The organism is Geothrix sp., assembly GCF_020622065.1.
Taxonomy (GTDB): domain Bacteria; phylum Acidobacteriota; class Holophagae; order Holophagales; family Holophagaceae; genus Geothrix.
The window spans coordinates 267,743-287,432 of sequence record NZ_JAHRYQ010000002.1; the positions used below are offsets into that span (position 1 = coordinate 267,743).

Annotated in this window: 19 protein-coding genes; 10 read left to right on the forward strand and 9 right to left on the reverse strand. The window is 68.0% G+C overall.

Translation table 11 applies throughout. From position 1 onward, the window contains the following. Positions 1-4 precede the first annotated feature (4 nt). The gene (locus QZ647_RS10730) at positions 5-1,360 is read right to left on the reverse strand and encodes an aminotransferase class I/II-fold pyridoxal phosphate-dependent enzyme (RefSeq protein ID WP_291272160.1); all 1,356 of its coding nucleotides are present in this window, start codon (positions 1,358-1,360) and stop codon (positions 5-7) included. A 164-nt stretch (positions 1,361-1,524) separates the two neighbouring features. Here QZ647_RS10730 and QZ647_RS10735 point away from each other — a divergent pair, with 164 nt between their 5' ends. The 4 genes from QZ647_RS10735 (at position 1,525) to QZ647_RS10750 (ending at position 5,255) form a co-directional block, all read left to right on the forward strand. After that, positions 1,525-2,670 carry an acyl-CoA dehydrogenase family protein gene (locus tag QZ647_RS10735; RefSeq protein ID WP_291272161.1) on the forward strand — a complete coding sequence of 382 codons (1,146 nt, stop codon included), beginning with the start codon at positions 1,525-1,527 and terminating at the stop codon, positions 2,668-2,670. A gap of 65 nt (positions 2,671-2,735) precedes the next feature. Further along, a complete protein-coding gene (locus QZ647_RS10740; RefSeq protein WP_291272162.1) occupies positions 2,736-3,056 on the forward strand; it encodes a multidrug efflux SMR transporter in 321 nt (106 codons plus the stop codon). Positions 3,057-3,301: 245 nt separating this feature from the next. Then, a complete protein-coding gene (locus tag QZ647_RS10745) occupies positions 3,302-3,505 on the forward strand; it encodes a cold-shock protein (protein WP_291272163.1) in 204 nt (67 codons plus the stop codon). 70 nt (positions 3,506-3,575) lie between these two features. Continuing rightward, positions 3,576-5,255: a tetratricopeptide repeat protein gene (locus tag QZ647_RS10750; protein ID WP_291272164.1), complete on the forward strand. Its 1,680-nt coding sequence runs from the start codon at positions 3,576-3,578 to the stop codon at positions 5,253-5,255. A 4-nt stretch (positions 5,256-5,259) separates the two neighbouring features. Here the strand turns inward: QZ647_RS10750 and QZ647_RS10755 are convergent, their stop codons facing one another. Continuing rightward, positions 5,260-6,318 carry a tetratricopeptide repeat protein gene (locus QZ647_RS10755; RefSeq protein ID WP_291272165.1) on the reverse strand — a complete coding sequence of 353 codons (1,059 nt, stop codon included), beginning with the start codon at positions 6,316-6,318 and terminating at the stop codon, positions 5,260-5,262. 79 nt (positions 6,319-6,397) lie between these two features. Here QZ647_RS10755 and QZ647_RS10760 point away from each other — a divergent pair, with 79 nt between their 5' ends. From QZ647_RS10760 to QZ647_RS10775, 4 genes are all read left to right on the forward strand, one after another. Continuing rightward, positions 6,398-7,318, forward strand: a complete 921-nt coding sequence (locus QZ647_RS10760; RefSeq protein WP_291272166.1) for a formyltransferase family protein — start codon at positions 6,398-6,400, stop codon at positions 7,316-7,318. 93 nt (positions 7,319-7,411) lie between these two features. Beyond that, complete coding sequence (locus QZ647_RS10765; protein ID WP_291272167.1) at positions 7,412-8,470, forward strand: 3-oxoacyl-[acyl-carrier-protein] synthase III C-terminal domain-containing protein; 1,059 nt, start codon at positions 7,412-7,414, stop codon at positions 8,468-8,470. 50 nt (positions 8,471-8,520) lie between these two features. Then, on the forward strand, positions 8,521-8,877 hold the full coding sequence (locus QZ647_RS10770; protein WP_291272168.1) for a hypothetical protein: 357 nt from the start codon (positions 8,521-8,523) through the stop codon (positions 8,875-8,877). Between the two features lie 117 nt (positions 8,878-8,994). Beyond that, a complete protein-coding gene (locus tag QZ647_RS10775; protein WP_291272169.1) occupies positions 8,995-10,050 on the forward strand; it encodes an SPFH domain-containing protein in 1,056 nt (351 codons plus the stop codon). Between the two features lie 91 nt (positions 10,051-10,141). Here QZ647_RS10775 and QZ647_RS10780 read toward each other — a convergent pair whose 3' ends face one another. Genes QZ647_RS10780 through QZ647_RS10795 form a run of 4 tightly spaced genes read right to left on the reverse strand, consistent with a single transcriptional unit; the run spans position 10,142 to position 12,353 of the window. Then, entirely contained in the window at positions 10,142-11,080 is a 939-nt protein-coding gene (locus tag QZ647_RS10780) for a cation diffusion facilitator family transporter (RefSeq protein ID WP_291272170.1), read from the reverse strand. After that, entirely contained in the window at positions 11,080-11,865 is a 786-nt protein-coding gene (locus QZ647_RS10785; protein WP_291272171.1) for an enoyl-CoA hydratase-related protein, read from the reverse strand. The genes QZ647_RS10780 and QZ647_RS10785 overlap by 1 nt, the downstream gene beginning before the upstream one ends. After that, positions 11,865-12,077 carry an acetyl-CoA carboxylase biotin carboxyl carrier protein subunit gene (locus QZ647_RS10790; RefSeq protein ID WP_291272172.1) on the reverse strand — a complete coding sequence of 71 codons (213 nt, stop codon included), beginning with the start codon at positions 12,075-12,077 and terminating at the stop codon, positions 11,865-11,867. Before QZ647_RS10790 ends, QZ647_RS10785 begins: the two co-directional genes overlap by 1 nt. Positions 12,078-12,116: 39 nt before the next feature. Continuing rightward, entirely contained in the window at positions 12,117-12,353 is a 237-nt protein-coding gene (locus QZ647_RS10795) for an acetyl-CoA carboxylase biotin carboxyl carrier protein subunit (RefSeq protein WP_286355256.1), read from the reverse strand. 130 nt (positions 12,354-12,483) lie between these two features. Here QZ647_RS10795 and ychF point away from each other — a divergent pair, with 130 nt between their 5' ends. Both ychF and QZ647_RS10805 read left to right on the forward strand, forming a co-directional pair. Continuing rightward, positions 12,484-13,584, forward strand: a complete 1,101-nt coding sequence (ychF, locus tag QZ647_RS10800; RefSeq protein WP_291272173.1) for a redox-regulated ATPase YchF — start codon at positions 12,484-12,486, stop codon at positions 13,582-13,584. 108 nt (positions 13,585-13,692) lie between these two features. Next, positions 13,693-14,895 carry a PilZ domain-containing protein gene (locus QZ647_RS10805; RefSeq protein ID WP_291272174.1) on the forward strand — a complete coding sequence of 401 codons (1,203 nt, stop codon included), beginning with the start codon at positions 13,693-13,695 and terminating at the stop codon, positions 14,893-14,895. Positions 14,896-14,925: 30 nt separating this feature from the next. Here the strand turns inward: QZ647_RS10805 and QZ647_RS10810 are convergent, their stop codons facing one another. From QZ647_RS10810 to QZ647_RS10820, 3 genes are all read right to left on the reverse strand, one after another. Then, entirely contained in the window at positions 14,926-17,121 is a 2,196-nt protein-coding gene (locus tag QZ647_RS10810) for a protein kinase (RefSeq protein ID WP_291272175.1), read from the reverse strand. A 121-nt stretch (positions 17,122-17,242) separates the two neighbouring features. After that, positions 17,243-18,082, reverse strand: coding sequence for a zinc metalloprotease HtpX (gene htpX, locus QZ647_RS10815; RefSeq protein WP_286355252.1), 840 nt, complete (start codon positions 18,080-18,082; stop codon positions 17,243-17,245). A gap of 34 nt (positions 18,083-18,116) precedes the next feature. Next, entirely contained in the window at positions 18,117-19,688 is a 1,572-nt protein-coding gene (locus QZ647_RS10820) for a PP2C family protein-serine/threonine phosphatase (RefSeq protein ID WP_291272176.1), read from the reverse strand. Between the last annotated feature and the right edge of the window lie 2 nt (positions 19,689-19,690).

Below are 19,690 nucleotides of genomic sequence, written 5' to 3' on the forward strand. Positions count from 1 at the left end.
GGGTCTAGCGGTAATTCCTGTGGAACTCGCCGAGCGCATCCACCACTTTCTGGATCTTGTCGGTGGGCGGCAGGATGGTAGTGCGGAAGTGGGCGGTGCCCTCGGCTTGTCCGAAGCCAGACCCAGGCACCACGCAGATGCCCGTCGCCTCCAGCAGGGCCATGGCGTAGTCGAAGTCCGTGCGGCCCGCCGGCAGGGTGATGCTGGGGAAGGCGTACATGGCCCCCGCGATCTCGTTGCAGGCGATGCCTTCGATGCGGTTCAACCCTTCGGCCAGCAGGATGGCCCGCTGCTTCAGGGTTTCGAGGATGGCGCCCTTCTCCGCGGTGTACCGGGCGTGGGAGGGCATGCCCGGCTTCGGCGGACGCACCATGGCATAGGTGGCGACCTGGCCCGCGAGGTTGGCACAAAGGCTCACGCTCTGGAGCTTGAGGATCTGGGCAGCCACATCCTCCGGCACATGGCGGTACTCGAAGTAGCCGCCCCGCACACCGCACTCGCCCAGGAAACCCTTGGAGCAGGAGTGGAAGCTGAAGAGGGAGACCTCCTTCGCCTCCGCCTGGTGCAGCACCTTCGCGAAAGAGACAAACTCATCGCCGGGCAGGTAGATGTTCTCCTGGTAGACCTCGTCCGCCAGGATCGAGAGGCCGTGGGCCTTCGCGAAGTCGATGACCATCGCGATGTTGGCCTCGTCCAGCACTGCCCCTGTGGGGTTGCCGGGGTTGATCACGCAGATGGCCTTCACGCGTGTGCCCTCCGCCTTCGCCTGGGCCAGGGAGGCCTCCAGCATGGGGCGGCTCAGCTTCCAGCCGTTCGCCTCGTCCAGGTAGTAGGGCACCATGCGTCCTTCATAGAGGGTGATGGTGGCTGAATACAGCGGGTACTGGGGGATGGGCACCATGATGCCGTCCTGGGGTCCGCTGAGCAGCAGCCGCAGGATGGTCTGCACGCCTTTGCTGGCGCCGTCCGTGAGGAAGATGGCATCGGGATCCACCCCGATGTGGTCGCGCTCCAGGATGAATTCGGCCACGGCCTCGCGGATGAACCGCACGCCGCGGCTTTCGCTGTAGGCGCCGAGCCCGTGCCGGGTGCCGGCGAGGATGGCCTTGGCCGTTTCGACCACATCCGTGGGGAAGGTGCCCGGAGCCAGGTCCAGGAGGGCCGGATATTCACAGAGGGCCAGGATCTGGCGGTTCCAGGTGAGGGCCTTCTGCCCCAACGACTGTGGGTTCCCGATGTTGCAGTAGATGATCTCGCGGCCCTGCTTCTCCAGCTCCCCGGCCCGGGCCACGATGGGGCCCCGCACGGCGTATTCCGTTTCGAGGACGGCTTTCCCGAGGTCAGTCAAACGGATGGTCATGGGCGCTCCAACCCTTGAGTTTAACCTCAGCCCGCCCTGTGACCGCCGTCATCCTACTCCGCGTCAGGGCCTCCGGCCTTGGGCGGGGACAGGCGGCCAGATAGACTGGAGATTCCAGATTCACACAGTCACGCCACCTCCCCTCCTTTTCAGAAGAGGCTTTCATGCTCGGTTTCTCGCTTTCCCCTGAACAGCTGGCCGAAAAAGAACGGGCCCATACCTTCGCCGAGAAGATCATGCGCCCCGTGGCCCGCAAGTACGACGAGACGGGCGAGTGGGCCGTGGATGTCTACAAGGCGGCCTGGGACCAGGGCTACCTCCAGGCCCTGGTGCCTGAGGACTGCGGCGGTCCCGGCGCCAAGCAGATCGAGGAAGCCATCGTCTGCGAGGAGCTGGCCTGGGGCTGCGCCGGCCTCTACACCTCCATCATGGCCAACGGCCTGGCCATGACGCCCCTGCTGGTCGCGGCCTCCCCCGAACAGAAGAAGAAGTGGCTGGGCATGCTCGCGGAAGAGCCCAAGTTCGCGGCCTTCTCCCTGTCCGAGCCCAACGCCGGTTCCGATGCCGGCGGCATGAGCTGCCGCGCCGAGAAGAAGGGCGACAAGTACATCATCAACGGCACGAAGTGCTACTGCACCAACGGCGGTTACGCGGATTGGTACGCCCTCTTCGCCAGCACCGATCCCACCAAGGGTGCCCGCGGCACCAGCTGCATCGTGGTGCCCCGCGACACGCCGGGCCTGGTGGTGGGCAAGGCCATGGACAAGATGGGCCAGCGCGCCTCCAACCAGGTGGAGCTCTACTTCAACGACGCCGAAGTGCCCGTGGAGAACCTCCTGGGCAAGGAGGGCATGGGCTTCGTCATCGCCATGAAGACCCTGGATCAGACCCGCGCAGCCGTGGCCGCCGGAGGCGTGGGCGTGGCCCGGGCCGCCTTCGAGATCGCCCTGGAGTACGCCAAGACCCGCATCCAGTTCGGCCAGCCCATCTTCGCGAACCAGGCCATCAGCTTCATGCTGGCGGACATGGCCAAGAAGATCGAGGCCAGCCGCCTGCTCACCTGGCAGGCCGCCTGGATGACCGACAACGGCATCAAGAACTCCAAGCAGAGTGCCATCGCCAAGACCTTCGCCACCGACACCGCCATGGAAGTCAGCACCGACGCCGTGCAGATCCTCGGCGGCAACGGCTACAGCCGCGACTACCTGGTCGAGAAGTGCATGCGCGACGCCAAGCTCCTGCAGATCTATGAAGGAACGAACCAGATCCAGCGGCTGGTGATCGCCAAGGAAATCCAGCAGGGGAACTGATCGTCAGAGATCGCCCTATCCTCAGAAGGCGGCCCCTGGCCGCCTTCTGAGTTCCTGGAGCCCCCATGCGCAGCTGGATCCTCCTCCTCGTGGCCGGTCTCCTGGAGACGGGCTGGGCCATCGGCCTGAAATACACCCAGGGCTTCACGCGGCCCCTGGCCTCGGTCCTCACAGGACTGGCCATCGTGGGGAGCATGGTCCTGCTGGGACTGGCCGCCAAGGAGCTGCCCATCGGCACCGCCTACCCGGTGTGGGTGGGCATCGGGGCCTTCGGGGCGGCCGTGCTGGGCATGGTCCTCTTCAAGGAGCCGGTGACGCCCGGCCGGATCTTCTTTCTCGTCCTGCTCATGGTGGCGGTCATGGGCCTGAAGGCGACCACGGCCTAAGCTCTACCGCTGGGGGACCGGACCCTTCCCGCGGGGGGATTTTGGGGCTTGAAGACCTCCCCGCCCATCCCTAGAATCCCTTTCAACCAACCATCTTTACCAGCCCAACAGCCGTGAAAGTGGGGTGGGACTCCCGCCGGGGATCCCGGTTTCACTCGGGCGCAAGCCCCCGCGACTCGCGCGCCTGGCGCGCGTCGCGCGATCAACCTCCAGGCGCGAGGGGCTTGGCCCCCGGGAAGAAGGACATGTCCGAAGGTACCGTCAAGTGGTTCAACGCCGAGAAGGGTTTCGGCTTCATCACCCCCGATGAGGGTGGGCCCGACATCTTCGTCCACTACTCCGCCGTGCAGACCAAGGGATTCCGTTCCCTGGACGAGAAGCAGCGCGTCAGCTTCGAGGTGGTGCAGGGCCCCAAGGGGCCTCAGGCCGCGAATGTGAACAAGATCTGAACCCGCCCCTTTTCCGAGCCCCGGTCCCGGCCGGGGCTCGTTGCGTACCCGTGTCGCGTACCATGGGCCCATGCTCTCTGCGCGCCTCCGCCCGGTCCTGGGCCTCCTCCTGATCCTCCTGGTGGTCGTCCTTTCCGTGGAAGGCTTCCGGCAGGAGCCCCGGTTCGGGTGGATCCTGACGGGAACCCTCATCGCCGGGGTGTGGCTGGGCTGGGCCATCCGGCAGGTCTGGATCTATCCGACCGTCCTGGCCCGGGCCGAGATTCTGTGGAGTGCGGGCGAGCCGGCCTCGTCCGTGGCGGAATGCCTGGACCGGGCCCCCCTGGCCACCGGGGAGCTGGGCTACCGCATCCACCTCCTCCGCAGCGCCGCCCATCAGGCACTCGGCTACCGAGACCGGGCCTGGCTGGATCTCCTGGAGGGGCAGTTGTCCCGCGTGCCGCGGTGGAAGCGCCTCGAGGTGGCGCGGGCTTTCCGCAAGGTTCCGGACCTTCCCTCGGCGCGCCGCCTCGCCTGGGGCGAGCGCCTCATCCGGCTGGCTCCCCGCATGGCGCGGCTACGCCACCTGCAGGGCATCCTCCTGCTCCGGTCTGGCGGGGCCGAGGCGCTGCACCAGGCCTGGGCCCACTTCGAAGCCGCCCTGCCGCTGGCCTGGGACGATCCCCTGGTCCTCGACGATCTGATGCTGGCCGGCCTGCAGCATGGCCGCGAGGATGTGGCCGAGCGGGCCCTGGCCGTGCTCATGGCCCGCCACGGTGATCCGCGCCTGCCTTGGGATCGCGGGGCCGCCGGCATGCACCTGCTGCGCAGCGGCCACCCCGCCGAAGCCCTGGCCCTCATCCAGGCCCTGCCTCCGGAGCGGCGCACGCAGCCCCAGCACTGGCTGGTGGAGAGCATCTCCCGGCGCCGGCTCGGAGATCTCGAAGGTTCCTGGCAGGTGGCCGAAGCCGCGGTCCGCCAGCTTCCGGAGGCCTTCCGCCTCTGGATGGAGCGTCACCAGATCGCGCTGGAACTCCGCCGCGACGACGAGGCGCTCCGCAGCCTGGAGCGGGCCTGGAAGGTCATCCCGGGCGGCGCCGAGGGGGAATCCCTCCGGCAGGAATGGCAGCTCCGGCGAGCCGAGTTCGCCTTCTGGTGGGAGGACCAGCCGGACCTGGCGAAGTCGCTTCTCGAGAAGCTTCCGCCAGAACAGCAGGGCCCTCACCACCCGCCCCTCCTCCTGCAGGTCGAGGTGGCCCTGGGCGAGTACGAAACCGCCTACGCCGAGGTGATCAACCTCCTCAAAGCCGAGCCCGGCAACCCGGAGCTCCTGCTGCTCCAGGCGGACTGCCTGGCGGGCATGGAGACCTGGGAAGCCCTGCTGCCCTACCTGAACGGCCTGGGCGAGGCCTGCCGGGAATACCCGGCCTTCTGGCACCTGCGGGGCCTGGCCCAGGCCAACCTGGGCGATCACCTGCCGGCCCGCCTCGATCTCGAGCGCGCCGTCCGCCTGGATCCCCAGCACCTGAGGTACCTGCTGGATGCGGGCCACGGCTGTGCCGAGCTGGGGGACTGGGACCGTGCCGAGGGCCACTGGCGCCAGGCCCTGCAAGTCGATGGCCGGTCCGAGGAGGCCCTCATCCACCTGGCCGAGGCGCGGCGGGAACTGGAGGACCTCGACGGTGCCCGCCGCTACCTGCGCGAATGCCTGCTGCACCACCCCGACAGCGCGGACGCGCAGGCACGGCTGGCCGAGCTGGAGGCCAACTGAACCTTCAGACGGGTTTCAGGCTCCTGAGCAGGGCCAGCTTGCTGTCGTAGCGGGATTGCGCTTCGGGGAGGGACCACTTCCGCGCCTTCTCCAGGGCCTTGATGGCATCCTTCGTCTGTCCCTGGGCCAGGCACACCCGGGCCTGGATCAGGTAGAACTCGGGCTCCCGGGGCAGGAGCTTGATGGCCTGCTTGATGCGCTTCTCCGCCTCGCTCCATTGATCATCGGCCAGCGCCTCCTCAGCCAGGAAGGCATTGAAGAACGGGTCGCGCTTGCGGATCTCCAGCCCCCGCTCCCGGAAGCGGCGGGCCTCCTCCTCCCGCCCCTGGGCGCGCATGAGGTTTTCCATGTTCCCGCAGGGCGCACCATCCCGGGGATCGACCTCCAGGGCCTTCCGGAATGAGACCTCCGCCTCCTTGTCCTGATCCTTGGCCCGCTGGACGACCCCCAGGATGTTCCAGCCCACGCCAAGGCCAGGGTCCACCTCGATCGAGTGGTGCGCGTAGTGCAGGGCCTCCTCCGGTTTGCCTTCGGCCAGCAGCTCCACGGCGCGGTTGCTGTGGAAGAGGGCCACCACCCGCTTGGGCTCGAGGGATGCAATGAGCTGGGAATCCCGGCGGACTTCCGGCAGGAAATCGGCGACGAGCTCCTGGCCGATGGTGCCGGTCGGCACCACGGCCACCACATGGCGTTCGTAGCGGACGGTGGTGCCCACCCGCCGCCAGCGGCTGACCCGGAGCGACTCGCCGTAGCGGGCCTCGAGACCGATGGAGCGGCAGGCCGCCACATAGAGCGCGGTCAGGGAGAGGCAGTTCGCCTTGCGGTCCCGCCAGGCCTCGACAGGCGTCCTCGTGTAGGCATTGTCGTAGACGATGCCCAGGCCCCCCTCCTCCGGCGGGGCGAAGAAGGCCTTGAGCAGGGCCGAGACCTTCGCCGAGACCCCCATCTGGCCGATGGTGTGCTGACGCGCGAAGGTCTGCAGCTCCGGAGGCGCCTCGAAGGGATCCTCTCCGCCGACCAGCAACGCGGCTCCCAGCAGGAGGGGCAGAATTCGCAGGCGCACAGGGGACCTCCCGGCACAACATAGGTCTACGGACAGGAAGTTCAACGGGTTATGAGATGCTGATGAGCTCGGAGGGATTATGCCGAATCCAAGCGCCGTCGTGTGTGCCTATTCCAGCGTGGGGACCGCCGCGCTCGAGGGGCTGCTCGAGGCCGGCATCGAGGTAAAGGCCCTGTACACCTATGCCCAGGGCCCCGACGAGCTGTGGTTCACCCCCCCCGCGGCCGTGGCCCGAGCCCAGGGCATTCCCGTCCACCTGGCCCCCGCCTTCAACGACGATGGCGTCTTCGAGTCCATCCGCGCGCTCAGTCCCGATTTCCTGTTCAGTTTCTACTTCCGGGAAATGATCCAGGCCCGGTTCCTCGAGCTGCCACGGCTGGGTGCCTATAATCTGCACGGCAGCCTCCTGCCGAAATACCGGGGCCGAGCCCCACTCAACTGGGTGCTGGTAAAGGGCGAGACGGAAACCGGCATCACCCTCCACGCCATGACCCCCAAGCCCGACGACGGCCACATCGTGGCCCAGGCCCGGTTGCCCATCGACTGGGACGAGACCGCCCTCAGCCTCACCCTGAAGGCTGCGGACGCCGGGCGGGACCTGGTGCGCGGAGCCATTCCCGGATTGGTGGACGGGAGCATCGCCCGCCTCGATCAGAAGACCCTTGGCCCCTCCACCTACTTCGGAGGGCGCAAGCCCGCGGATTCCAGGCTGGCGTTCACCATGGGCGTGCAGGAGGCCTTCAACCAGATCCGCGCCGTGGCTGACCCCTGGCCCAACGCCTTCCTCGAAACGGGCCGCGGCACCGTCAAGGTGGCCTGGGCCCTGCCCAGCCACGAGGTCTGCCCCGCCGGCCACTTCCGCCTGACGCGGGATGGCGTGCTGGTGGGCTTCGCCGATGGCGCGCTCAGCCTCCGCACCCTCCGGAGGGACGGCCTGCGGGTGGAACGGCCCACTGAGCAGGCGGAAATGCTCCGAGACCTGGGCCTTCCAGAGGCCTGATCCCCCCGCCCGGGGCCATAACCCGCGTCACGCGGCATTCGTCGGGGTTGCGGCTTCTGGATATCCTGTCGGCCCCACCCCCCAGGAGCCTTCATGCGCAGCGTGATCACCGGAACCGGCGTCGGCCTGCCCACCCATGTCGTCACCAACGCCGCCCTGGCCGGGATCATGGACACCTCGGACGAGTGGATCCGCACCCGCAGCGGCATTCAGGAGCGCCGCTACGCGGAATCGGGCCAGGGCTCCACCGATCTCGGGGTGCTGGCGGCCCGGGCCGCCATCGCCAAGGCGGGCCTGGGCGTCGAGGAGATCGACGCGGTCATCTTCGCCACCATGACGCCGGACCACCTCCTTCCGGGCAACGGCCCGCTGCTGCAGACGGCGCTGGGCCTCCGCACCACCCTGCCCACCTTCGACCTCCGGCAGCAGTGCAGCGGCTTCCTCTATGGCCTGGAACTGGCCGACCTCCTCATCCAGAGCGGCCGGTACCGCCGCATCCTCCTGGTGGGCGCCGAGGTGCATACGGCCTTCATGCCCTGGCACCTGGGTTGGGACACCCTGATCGGCCAGTCCACCCGGGAAGTCACCGCAGCGGAGAAGACGGAGAACACCGCCAGCCGCGACCGCACCGTCCTCTTCGGGGACGGCGCCGGGGCGGTGGTGATCGAGGCCCGGGAGGGCCAAGCCGGGCTCCTGAAGACCCGGCTCTTCACCGATGGCACCGGCGCGGGCGTGCTCACCATGACGGGGGTCAGCTTCAAGCGGCGCCCCTTCGTGAGCATCGAGCAGATCCAGGCCGGCGAGACCCTCCCCGTCATGTCCGGCAAGGAGGTCTTCAAGGCCGCCGTGACCCTCATGCCGCAGGCGGTGCGCCAGGTCTGCGCGGAGGCCGGGATGGCCGTGGAGGCTCTGGACCTGGTGCTGGTCCACCAGGCCAACCTCCGCATCATCGAAGGCGTGCAGAAGGCCCTGGGCCTGCCACCGGAACGGGTGCCGCACAACATCGAGCGCTACGGCAACACCACCGCCGCCACCCTGCCCATCCTCTTCCATGAGTGCCAGGAGGACGGACGGATCCAGCCCGGCATGCGGGTGGCCTTCACCGCGCTGGGATCCGGCCTGCACTGGGGGGCGGCGCTCTACCAAGCCTGATTGCGCGCCCGTCGAGCCAGGGCTAGAATCCTGGAAACTCCGGAGTCCCCATGCGTTTCCGCCCCCTGGCCCTCGGCGCCGCCCTGGCGCTGATCCCCGCCCTCATCCTGTCCGCCGGCACTCCTAAATCCCGCAAGCATTCGGGGGGCCCCGTGAAGACTGCCGGGGAAGCCAAGGCCATCGCCGAGCGGGAAACGGGCGGCAGGGCCGTTCATGCCCGCCGCATCTCCCTGAACGGCGCTTCCAGCGGCTGGGAGGTGGACTTGCGGATGCCGAACGAGGACCGCGGCTGGCGGTGCATCATCGACTCGGACACGCACATGGTCCACAGCAAGGCGCGCATCGACCAGCCAGGCGCCAGATCCAAGGCGGACGGCCCGGTGCGCATGGTCAAGGGGAGCCGCTGAAGGAGGCTCCCCGACCCGCGGCGACCGTTCGCCGGTTTTTCCCGCCCGGAGCCCTGCCCTGCTTGACAGCCCGGCCTAGAATCGTACCTGCGGCCAATGCCGCGAGGAGAACGACACATGGGTCTGATGGACTGGGGCAAAGCCCAATTCCTGGACATTCTTGAGTGGCTTGACGATTCCAACGACACGCTGGCTTGGCGCTTCCCCATGCGGGGCCAGGAGATCCAGAACGGCGGCAAGCTCGTCGTGCGGGAAAGCCAGGAGGCCGTCTTCGTCAACGAGGGCCAGCTGGCGGATGTGTTCAAGCCCGGCACGCACAACCTCACCACCCAGAACCTGCCCATCCTCGCCACCCTGAAGGGCTGGAAGTACGGCTTCGAGAGCCCCTTCAAGAGCGATGTCTACTTCATCTCCACCAAGCTCTACAACGACCTGAAGTGGGGCACCTCGAACCCGATCATGATGCGCGACGCCGACTTCGGCATGCTGCGCATCCGGGCCTTCGGGATCTACTCCATCAAGGTGGTGGACAGCGGCACCTTCCTCAAGCAGCTGGTAGGCACCAACGGCGTCTACACCGTGCCCGACATCAGCGAGCAGCTCCGCAAGACCATCATGAGCCGCTTCACGGACACCCTGGGCGAATCCAAGATTCCCGCCCTGGACCTGGCCGCGAAGTACGACGAGATCTCCGACCTCGTGAAGCAGAAGCTGCAGGACGAGTTCAAGACCATGGGCCTTGAGCTCTCCAAGTTCTTCGTGGAGAACATCAGCCTTCCCGAGGAAGTGGAAGCCATGATGGACAAGCGCACGGGCGTGGGCATGATGGCTCCCGTCATGGGCGCCTACACGCAGATGCAGGTGGCCGACAGCATCCCCCTCGCGGCCCAGAACCCCGGCGGCGTCGCCGGCATGGGTATGGGCGTGGGCCTGGGCTTTGGCATGGGCAACATGATGGGGCAGCAGATGACCGGCGCCGCCCAGCAGATGAGCCAGCAGGGATTCCCGGCGGGCAATGCCCCCGCGGCCCCTGCGGCATCCATGGCTCCCGCGAAGTCCTTGAAAGAGGAACTCACCGAGCTCAAGGAGCTTTTCGACGGCCAGCTCATCACTCAGGCCGAATACGACACCCAGCGCGCCGCGGTCATGAAGAAGTTCGGCATGGGGAATTGAGACTCCAGTCTTAAGTCTTCAGGTAACGGAAGAAAGGGCGGCTTCGGCCGCCCTTTCTTCAAGACTGAAGGCTTCGGACTGAAGCCCCCCCTTAGTGGTGGTGGTCCGCTTCCGCATCGTGCTGGTGGATGAACCGGTGGTGATGGCGATCCGCCATGTCCCGGGTCTCGAAGTGCACCGTGAGGTGGCGGACGCCGTGCCGTTCCCACAGCAGGCGCTCGATGCGCTCCAGGAACGCCTCCGTGTCCTCCAGCCGGTCAGTGGCCACGATGATGTGGGCCGAGGCGATGGTGAGGTGGCTGCACATCTTCCAACTGCGGAAGTCCTCCACTCCGAGGACGCCCGGGAGCGCCATCAATTCGGCCTTCACCGCCTCGTGCTCGAAGGCGGCGCGGTGCATGAGGATGCCCACCGCGTCGCGGAGGAGGAGCACCGCCCCCCGCAGGATGACCCCCAGGATCACCAGGGCGATGGCGGGATCCACCCAGCGCCAGCCCGTGAGGCGGATGAGGATCATGCTCACCACCAGGGAGACGCTGGTGAGGCTGTCGGCGAAGGCGTGCGTGTAGGCCGCCCGCAGGCTGGCATCGCGCTCCAGCAGGCTGCGATCACGCGGTACCAGCACCACCGTGGCCGCGATGTTCAATAAGAGGCCGATGCCCGAGAACACCAGCACCCAGCCGGTCTGGATGGGCACAGGATGGCGGAAGCGGGCCAGGGCCTCCCAGCCCACCGCCCCCGCCAGGAACAGGAGGAACCCCACACCCACCAGGCTGTTGAAGACTTCGAGACGATGCCAGCCGAAGGTCCACCGGTCATCGGGAGCCCGCCGGTTGGCCAGCCAGAGGCTCAGAATCCCGAGGCTGTTCACCAGCACATCATTCAGGTTCTCCAGGCTGTCGCTGACCAGGCCGATGGAACCCGTCCAGAGGCCGCCCACGCCCTGAAGGACGAAGCTCACGAAGAAGATCGCCGCGCTCCAGGCCAGGCGGCCCGTGGTGCTGGGCCCATGCTCGTGGGAGCCGGCCATCATCGGCCCCGGTACTGGGGCCTGCGCTTCTCGCGGAAGGCGGCCAGTCCCTCCAGGCGATCCTGGGTGGGGATCACCTGGGCGTAGCAGGCCTGCTCGAATGCAAGGCCGGCGCCCAGGTCCAGACCCTGCCCCCGGTTCACGGCGAGCTTGGCCATGCGGACGGCCACCGGGCCGTTGGGCAGGATCTCCCGGGCCAGCGCCAGCGCCGAGTCCAGGGCTTGCCCCGCGGGGACCACCCGGTCCACCATGCCCAGACGCCCGGCTTCCTCGGCGCCGAGGCGCCGGGCCGTGAAGATCAATTCCTTGGCCCGGGCTGCCCCGATGAGCCGAGGCAGGCGCTGAGTGCCCCCGGCGCCCGGGATGATGGCCAGGGCCGTCTCCACGAGGCCCAGCCTGGCATCGGCCCCGGCGATGCGGAGATCCGCACACAGGGCCAGCTCCAGTCCACCGCCGAAGGCCGCACCTTCCAGGGCGGCGACCACCGGCATGGGCAGATCCGCCAGCCCCGAGAAGGCCGAGCGCAGGCCCTGAACGAAGACCGCCACCTCGGCAGGGGTCATCTCGGCCCGCTCTTTCAGGTCTGCCCCTGCGCAGAACACCCCGGGCACGAGGCTGTGCAGGACCACGACCCGGACCGAAGCGTCAGAGCCCAGGTCTGCCAGGGCCTGCCGGAACTCCGCCATGAGCTGGCGGCCCAGGGCATTCTTGGCAGCGGGGCGGTCCAGGCCCAGAAGGACGATGCCCGCATCCGCCCCTGCCAGGTGTTCGAGGCGGACCTCCATCAGCCCAGCTCGACGATTGGGTCCCCTTCGTTGAGGAACTGGTCGGGGGTCACGAAGACCTTCTGGACCGTGCCCTCCTCGGGGCTGCCCACGGGAATCTGCATCTTCATCGACTCGATGATGACCAGGTCCTGGTCCTCGTTCACCGCATCGCCTGCCGCGACGCAGACCTCCAGAACCTTCCCCGCCATCTCGGCACGCACTACAGCCATTCAGTCACCTCATGAGGACGATGGCTCCAGTCTACCCGGCTACTCGTCCTTGTCGGTGTCGCCGATGACCACCAGGTCGTCGTCCTCGTAGGCGAAGTCGCCCTCCTCGATGAGGATCTCTCGGACCTTCCCGCATTCGGGGGCATTGATGTAGAAGGAGGTGCGGGAGGAGTCCGTGCCCTCAAGGATCAAGAGGGGCTCGTCCTCTTCCACTTCCTGGCCGGGGCGGACGAGTACATCCACCACATAGCCCGGCCATTCCGCCCGCACGATCATGCTGCCTCCCCGTCTTCGCTCCACGACCTTGGCGGGGAGAGTATGGCGCCCTGCGGCCCCGCGCAAGTCCCGGAAGCCGTTCTTTTCGTCACATCTGCTCTCTGAGATACTGAAAGGCTTGGAGGATGGAATGGCTGTGGCTTGTGGCATCGTGGGGCTCCCCAATGTGGGAAAATCCACCCTTTTCAACGCTCTCACCCGTGCGGGCGCGGCTTCGGCCAACTATCCCTTCTGCACCATCGAGCCCAATACGGGCGTGGTGGATGTGCCCGATCCCCGCCTGGCGGCCCTGGCCGAGATCGTGAACCCCCAGCGGGTCCTGCCGGCGGCCCAGGAATTCGTGGATATCGCGGGCCTGGTCCGGGGCGCCAGCAAGGGCGAGGGCCTGGGCAACGCCTTCCTGGGCCACATCCGGGAGACCGATGCCATCGTCCAGGTGGTGCGCTGCTTCGAGGACGGCAATGTCACCCATGTGGAGGGTGGCGTGGACCCGGAGCGGGACCTCAGCATCATCGAGACGGAACTGGTCATCAAGGACCTGGACGCCGTCGAGAAGGGCCTGGAGCGCCACCGGAAGGTCGCCAAGACCGGCAACAAGGAATCCCTGGCCCTGGTGGCGGTGCTGGAGCGGGTCTTCGCGGCCCTGGACGGCGGCAAGTGGGCCCGCACCGCGGGCCTGTCGCCCGAGGACAAGGCCCTCATCAAGTCCTACGGCCTGCTCACCCTCAAGCCCACCCTCTTCGTGGGCAACATCGGGGAGGAGGACATCCGGAACCCCGAGGGCAATGCCCACTACCAGAAGCTCCTGGCGCTCGCCGCCGAGCGCCAGGCCCCCTGCATCCCCATCTGCTCCAAGCTCGAAGCCGAGATTCAGGACCTCCCCGAGGAGGACCGTCCCCTCTTCCTGGAGGAGGCCGGCCTGTCGGAACCGGGCCTCAATGTCCTCATCCACGCCAGCTACGACCTGCTGGGCCTCCAGACCTACTTCACCGCCGGGGTGAAGGAAGTGCGGGCCTGGACCATCCACAAGGGGGACACGGCCCCCCAGGCCGCGGGCGTCATCCACACCGACTTCGAGAAGGGCTTCATCCGGGCCCAGGTCATCGCCTACGAGGACTTCATCCAGTACCGGGGCGAGCAGGGGGCCAAGGATGCCGGGAAGATGCGCACTGAGGGCAAGGACTATGTGGTGAAAGATGGGGACCTCATGAACTTCCTGTTCAATGTCTGAACTCATTCTTCCGGCGCCTTTTCCCGATGCCTTGGGAACGGGTGAGGATCGATGAGCCTGGTCAGGTCAAGCGGGGGGTCCGGACGGGAATCGACCGTCGAAGATCCCATGCAGATCCGCCGGGCCCTGACCGACCTGCAGCGCGCTGAATCGGAGTTCCCCATCAAGGTGGAGGGCACGCACACGCTGCCCTACACCGCCTGGGTCCAGCACCTGGACTTCGAGAAGGGCGTTCTCCATCTGAAGCTCATCCGCCCCCTCCCCCACGAGATGGTGAGCGGCGCTCCTTTCGAGATGCTCTTCGCGGTCGGAGAGCAGCGCTTCGAGGCCCCCCTCACCTTCCTGGGCCGGGAATCCTATCTCCTGTACCGATTCTCCGTTCCCCTCCGAATGACGCAGTCGGACCGGCGCACCCACAAGCGGTATCCCTTCCGGCCTCGGGAGAAGGCCTATGTGCTGGCCCAGGATTCGGGCCTGCCGGGCTTCGGCTTCGCGGGGCCCCTGGTGAACCTCTCCCTCGGCGGGCTCGCCTTCCGGGTGGATCGGGTCATGCGGCTGGATGACCACATGCGCGTCACCCCGGGCGTGGGCTTCTTCGAAAAGGGGAAGGAACTTCCCATGCTGAAGATCCGGGATCTGCCCAAGCACCCCCTCTTCGAGGCCCGGGGACGGGTGGCCAATGCCTGGGAGCGGGATGGGGAGATCATCATCGGGGTCCAGTTCCTGGATCTCAAGGACTCGGAACTCAACCAGATCCAGGATGTCCTGACCATCCGGGAACAGATGCAGCGCGTGTCCAGCTCGACACCCTCGACCCCTTCCGGCGGCCGGGAGGCCAAGGCCAAGGCCAAGGCCGGGGTGGAGAACAAGGGACCTGGAAGCCGCATGAATCCGGCAGGGGCCGAGACGCCGGATGCCCTGACCCGGTTGGGGCGCCGAGGCACCTGCCTGGTGCTGGCCATGACCCCCGGGCCGGCCCGCGAGGAGGCCCAGGCTGCCCTGAGGGCTGCGGGTTACCTCCGTCTGGATCCGGTGGACACCCTGGAGCAGGCCCTGGACCGCCTGCGGACCGACTCCGGGGCCGCCAGCCGGCTGCTGGTCCTCGAGGTTCCCCCGGGCTCCGAGCCCCCGGTGACCGACCTCCGCAACCTCCAGCGCGAGTTGGGCGAACTCCGGGAACTGCCCGTGGCGCTCATCCGGTCCGGAGGCATGCCCGCCGAGACCGAGGATCCCCTGATCCGCCCCCTCCCCTGGCCCGGAGGCGGAGAGACTGCCTGGCTGCCCCTTCTGGACGAACTCGCGGGTCTGTAGCCGCGCCCAGGGCAGCGCCCGGCGCTGCACTTAAAGTGGCGCGACCTTCACCAGCTGGCCGTTTCCGTCCACGCGCTGGAAACCGTCCTCGATGCGGTTGGCCCCGCGCATCACCGGATCCGCGGCATCCTTCGCCAGCAGGATGCCGCCCCGGGCGTTGCGGTGCACCACGCACTCCTCCAGCGTGGCCTGGGAGTCCTCCAGGAGGAGCAGCCCTGTGTCCAGGCCGTCCTTGAGGGTGCAGCGCACCAGCAGCAGGCTGCCACCGGGCTCCACCTGCACTCCGGCCCCGGCATTGCCCAGGATCTCGCAGCCGTCGAGCACGCCCTGGCCTCCTTCGGCACAGTCCACGCCCAGGGATCGGCCCTCGGAGAATGAACTGTTCCGGGCCTGGATCGTGGCTCCGTGGTGGATGAGCAGACCCGCACCCCCATTCGCCTGGACGGTGCAGCCCTCCAGCGTCGCCAGCCCCCGGTCCATGACCGACAGGCCAAAACCGGCGTTCCCCACCAGCCGGCACTGGCGGAGCAGGACATTGGCCCCGGCCAGCACATGCGCGCCCGAGCACTCGTGGCCGCCCAGCTCGCAGGCATCGAGCACCGCGTGGCTGCGTTCCAGGGCCAGCAGGCCCGCGTAGCGGCTGTCCATCAGGCGGCACCGGGTCAGTTGCACCCGGCCCTCGGGTTCCACCTCCACCGATCCCGCGGCGGCGGTCAGTCCGCAGTCCTGCACCTCGGCCTGGCCGCGCCCCTGGACCCGCAAGGCCACGCCATCGCCGGGCCCGACCTGAACTCCGGAAAGGGAGACCTGGGCCCCGGGCCTCACCAGGATGCCGGCCTCCCGGAACCCCGTGAGGGTCCCTCCTTCCGCCCGGGCCTGGGCCCCCTGCTCGGTCACCAGGCCCCAGGCCCCCTGACCGGTGAAGATACAGTCCCGGAACAGTGCCGAGGTTCCGGCACCATCCACCACCGCGCCCGCCAAGCCGCCTTCGATGATGCAATGCTCCACGAGGGGCGCGCCTCCCGAGATCTTCAAGGCGGCCTCGCCTTCCATCCCCCGGAGGGTGATCCCCCGAAGTACCGCGCCGCGGGCCTGGATCACCATGGCCGCCCCCGTGGCGCCCTCCAGCACCACCTCGCCAGCTTCCCCCTGGGCCAGGATCGTGACGGCCTTGTCCACCACCACCGATTCCCGGTAGGCGCCGGGCAGGATCAGAATCTCCATGCCGGGCTTGGCCTGCCGGAGGGCCACCTTCAAGCTGAGGCACTGCCCCTGTCCACCTTTGCCGACCCGGATCAGGTGGCCGGAGGTCTCAGCGGCCGGCGGAGGGGGGACGGCAGCGGGCGCGGGGGCCGAGACTGGAACCGGGGCCGCGGCGGGAGCGGACGCCGGGGGGGGCTCGACCAGGACGCTCATGGCCTCGCGGATGGCCATGCCCAGGGCCTCCGCACCCGGATACCGGTCGCCGGGCTGCTTGGACAGGGCCCGCTCCACCACGGCCAGCAGACGGCCGGAGAGGTCCTTCATGTCCGTCGGCCGCAGGGGCTCCGGAGGATGGAGGAGGATGCGGTTCAGCACCGAGGTGGTGGTTTCACCCTGGAAGGGCTTCCGCCCCCCTGTGAGGATCTCGTAGAGGATCACGCCCAGGGCGAAGAGGTCGGAACTCGTCGAAGACTTGCCCGTGTCCAGGTATTCCGGCGCCATGTAGCTGGCAGTGCCCATCCAGGTGCCGGTCTGGGTCAGGCCCGAGGGACCCATCTGGGCGACCCCGAAGTCCATGAGCTTGGCGTGGGGGCGCTTCCCGTGCCGGGTCACCAGGATGTTCGCGGGCTTGATGTCCCGGTGGATCACCCCCCGATCGTGGGCATAACCCAGGCCCTCGCAGACCTGGATCAGCACTTCCAGAAGCTCGGCCTTGGGGGTCTGACCCGCCCGGATCAAGGCCTCCAGCTCATCGCCCTGGATGTGCTCCATGGCCAGGTAGTGGACGCCCTCGTCCTCGCCGAACTCGTAGACCGTGACGATGTGGGGGTGGTTCAGCATGGCGGCGGCCCGCGCCTCCCGCTCGAACCGCGCCTGGGCCTCCTCGCCGAAGGCCGAACCGGCGGAGATGACCTTCAGGGCCACCTCCCGACCCAGCTTGGGATCGCGCCCCAGGTAGACCTCACCCATGGCGCCCTTCCCCAGAAGGCGCACCACCTCGAATTTGCCGAGCCGTTCCCGCATGGGTCTCCTATCGGCACCCACCCGGTCCGCGTTCAGTTCGGGCTAATCCTCTCCGGGGGTTCCACGATGCTCGCACACCCCCGGGATCCCCGCGCAGCCCCCGGCAAAGCCGGATGGCTGCTTACCTCGCCTCGATGGGCATGCGCCGCAGGCGCTCCACCCGGACGGCCATGGGGGGGTGGGTGGAGAACAGGCTCATAAGGCCGCCCGCGCTCAGCGGGTTCACGATCATCATGTGGGCCGTGGCGGGCTGAGCGGACTGCATGGGCAGCTGCTCGTTGTAGCTCTGCAGGCGCTCCAGGGCCGAGGCCAACATGTCGGGGCGGCCCGTCAGGTGGGCGCTGTAGTCGTCGGCCAGGTATTCCCGCGACCGGCTCACGGCCATCTGGAGCAGGATGGCCGCCAGGGGCCCGAGGATCATGATGGCGATCCCCGCCAGCGGGTTGGAGCGGCCCTCCTCGTCCCGGGGACTCACCCACATGGCCATGCGGGACAGGAACATGATGGCCTGGGCCAGCACAGCCGCCATGCTGCCGATGAGGATGTCCCGGTGCTTCACATGGCCGAGTTCGTGGCCGAGGACAGCCTCCAGCTCAGGCCGACTCAGAATCCGCATGATGCCCTCGGTGACGGCCACCACGGCATGCTCGGGGTTCCGGCCCGTGGCGAAGGCGTTGGGGGTGTCCTCGGGGATGATGGCGATGCGAGGCATGGGCAGGCCGGCCCGCTGGGCGAGGTTCGCCACGATGGCATAGAGCTCGGGGGCCTCGGCCTGGGTCACCACCCGCGCGCCGTAGCTGGCCAGGACGATCTTGTCCGAGAAGAAGTAGCTGATTCCGTTCATCACGAGGCCGATGGCGAGGGCCATCACCATGCCCGACTGGCCCCCGAAGTAGTCGCCGATCCACACCAGCAGCCCCGTCATGGCCACGATGATGAGAAGGGTTTTCGCCTGGTTCATGAAGCTTCCTCCACCTTCCAGGATACGGACTCGATCAAGCACCCATCCGCTTGACGACCACCAGCGTCACATCGTCCCGGAAGCGTCCCTCCCCCAGGTGCTGGAAGGCCTCCACCAGCAGGGCCTCGAACAGCTCGTCCGCTCCGGCATGGGGCCGCCGGAGAACCACCTCGGCCAGGGGACCATCGCTCAGTTCTTCCCCTGCGGCGTTCTCCGCCTCCACCAGGCCGTCCGTGAAGGTCACCAGCACATCGCCCAGCCCCATGGCTGCGCGGCCCTCCGCGAACTTCACGCCCGGCAGCAGGCCCACCATGGGCCCCGTGGGGGAGAGCCGCACGACCTCGCCGCCGGCCCGCACCAGCAGTGGCGGGTTGTGGCCGCCGTTCACGAAGCGGAGGTCGCCGGTCTGGGGGTTGAGGCTGGCGGCGAAGAGGGTCGTGTAGCGGTTGCCGTCCCGGACATCATTCATGCGGCGGTTCAGGCGTTCCGCCAACCGACCCCAGTGCTCCACCCGGGCATCGCCCATGGCCCTCAGGAAGGCAGAGAGCTGGGTCATCATCATGGAGGCGGGCAGTCCCTTGCCGGAGATGTCGCCCACGGCGATATGGAGCCGGTCGCCCAGTTCCTCGTCCCGCGCCATCCACAGGTCGTAGAGGTCGCCGCCCACGGCCTGATAGGGCAGGTTCGCGGCGGCACACTGCCAGCCGTCCGGTTCGGGCAGCTCCTTGGGAAGCAGGCTGCGCTGGATATCCCGGGCGAGGTCGAGGTCCTTCTCCATGCGCCCGGCCTGGATGCGCGCCTCCCGCAGCTCCAGGCTCGAGAGTTGGGAGGAGGTCAGGTTCAGCAGGGTGTGGAGGAACACCTCGTCATCGTCGGACAGCTTCCCCACCGCCGGATCGGCGGCATAGGCGAAGCCGTGGCTGTGGTTCTGGTCCAGCAGCTCCACCGCATGCACCAGTCCCTTCGCCTCCACCAGCTCGTGCAGACGGTCGCCTTCGAGCGCCTCCGGTACCTGGCCCAGCCCTTTCGCGTGCAGCACCACCCCCTGGGCATCCACCACCAGGAGCCGCATGATCCGGAACTCGCCCATGAGCGTGTTGGCCATGAGCCGCACCAGGTCGTGCCGGGTCTCCACCTCGCCCAGGTTGCGGGTGAGCTCGAACACGGTGTTGAGGCGGGAGAGCTGCAGGGCCAGGGCCTGGTTCTGGGTGCTCCGAACGGCCTCGGCCCGGCGCCAGGCCAGCAGGGGGGCCGAGATGGACAGCAGCAGAGGCACCGCGCCCGGCAGGTCGCCGGTTTTCAGCACCAGGTGACCGTAGGTCTCATCCCCGTACCGCCAGGGCAGCACCTGCCAGCCCTCGCCGGGATGGGTGGGGAAGGCCGGCGCCGACCCCCGCAGGAAGAGCCACCGCCCGCCGTCCCAGAGGCCACCCTGACCCGCCTTGGCGATGCCCATGGCCGTGATGCCCACCAGGTGGACCAGATCCTCTTCCGTCCCCTGCTCCGGGAAGGTCTCCAGGAAGTCGATGAGCGGAAGCAGCTCCTGCGCCCCCTCCGGGGTCTTCAGCGCCAGCTGGCGGAGGCGGTCGAAGGGGTTGGTCGGCATGG

What these genes read in the sequence shown, in the direction of transcription:
- QZ647_RS10730 (WP_291272160.1), bottom strand. Translation starts at nt 1,360, where the DNA reads ATGACCATCCGTTTGACTGACCTCGGGAAAGCCGTCCTCGAAACGGAA.
- QZ647_RS10735 (WP_291272161.1), top strand. Translation starts at nt 1,525, where the DNA reads ATGCTCGGTTTCTCGCTTTCCCCTGAACAGCTGGCCGAAAAAGAACGG.
- QZ647_RS10740 (WP_291272162.1), top strand. Translation starts at nt 2,736, where the DNA reads ATGCGCAGCTGGATCCTCCTCCTCGTGGCCGGTCTCCTGGAGACGGGC.
- QZ647_RS10745 (WP_291272163.1), top strand. Translation starts at nt 3,302, where the DNA reads ATGTCCGAAGGTACCGTCAAGTGGTTCAACGCCGAGAAGGGTTTCGGC.
- QZ647_RS10750 (WP_291272164.1), top strand. Translation starts at nt 3,576, where the DNA reads ATGCTCTCTGCGCGCCTCCGCCCGGTCCTGGGCCTCCTCCTGATCCTC.
- QZ647_RS10760 (WP_291272166.1), top strand. Translation starts at nt 6,398, where the DNA reads ATGCCGAATCCAAGCGCCGTCGTGTGTGCCTATTCCAGCGTGGGGACC.
- QZ647_RS10765 (WP_291272167.1), top strand. Translation starts at nt 7,412, where the DNA reads ATGCGCAGCGTGATCACCGGAACCGGCGTCGGCCTGCCCACCCATGTC.
- QZ647_RS10770 (WP_291272168.1), top strand. Translation starts at nt 8,521, where the DNA reads ATGCGTTTCCGCCCCCTGGCCCTCGGCGCCGCCCTGGCGCTGATCCCC.
- QZ647_RS10775 (WP_291272169.1), top strand. Translation starts at nt 8,995, where the DNA reads ATGGGTCTGATGGACTGGGGCAAAGCCCAATTCCTGGACATTCTTGAG.
- QZ647_RS10780 (WP_291272170.1), bottom strand. Translation starts at nt 11,080, where the DNA reads ATGGCCGGCTCCCACGAGCATGGGCCCAGCACCACGGGCCGCCTGGCC.
- QZ647_RS10785 (WP_291272171.1), bottom strand. Translation starts at nt 11,865, where the DNA reads ATGGAGGTCCGCCTCGAACACCTGGCAGGGGCGGATGCGGGCATCGTC.
- QZ647_RS10790 (WP_291272172.1), bottom strand. Translation starts at nt 12,077, where the DNA reads ATGGCTGTAGTGCGTGCCGAGATGGCGGGGAAGGTTCTGGAGGTCTGC.
- QZ647_RS10795 (WP_286355256.1), bottom strand. Translation starts at nt 12,353, where the DNA reads ATGATCGTGCGGGCGGAATGGCCGGGCTATGTGGTGGATGTACTCGTC.
- ychF (WP_291272173.1), top strand. Translation starts at nt 12,484, where the DNA reads ATGGCTGTGGCTTGTGGCATCGTGGGGCTCCCCAATGTGGGAAAATCC.
- QZ647_RS10805 (WP_291272174.1), top strand. Translation starts at nt 13,693, where the DNA reads ATGCAGATCCGCCGGGCCCTGACCGACCTGCAGCGCGCTGAATCGGAG.
- QZ647_RS10810 (WP_291272175.1), bottom strand. Translation starts at nt 17,121, where the DNA reads ATGCGGGAACGGCTCGGCAAATTCGAGGTGGTGCGCCTTCTGGGGAAG.
- htpX (WP_286355252.1), bottom strand. Translation starts at nt 18,082, where the DNA reads ATGAACCAGGCGAAAACCCTTCTCATCATCGTGGCCATGACGGGGCTG.
- QZ647_RS10820 (WP_291272176.1), bottom strand. Translation starts at nt 19,688, where the DNA reads ATGCCGACCAACCCCTTCGACCGCCTCCGCCAGCTGGCGCTGAAGACC.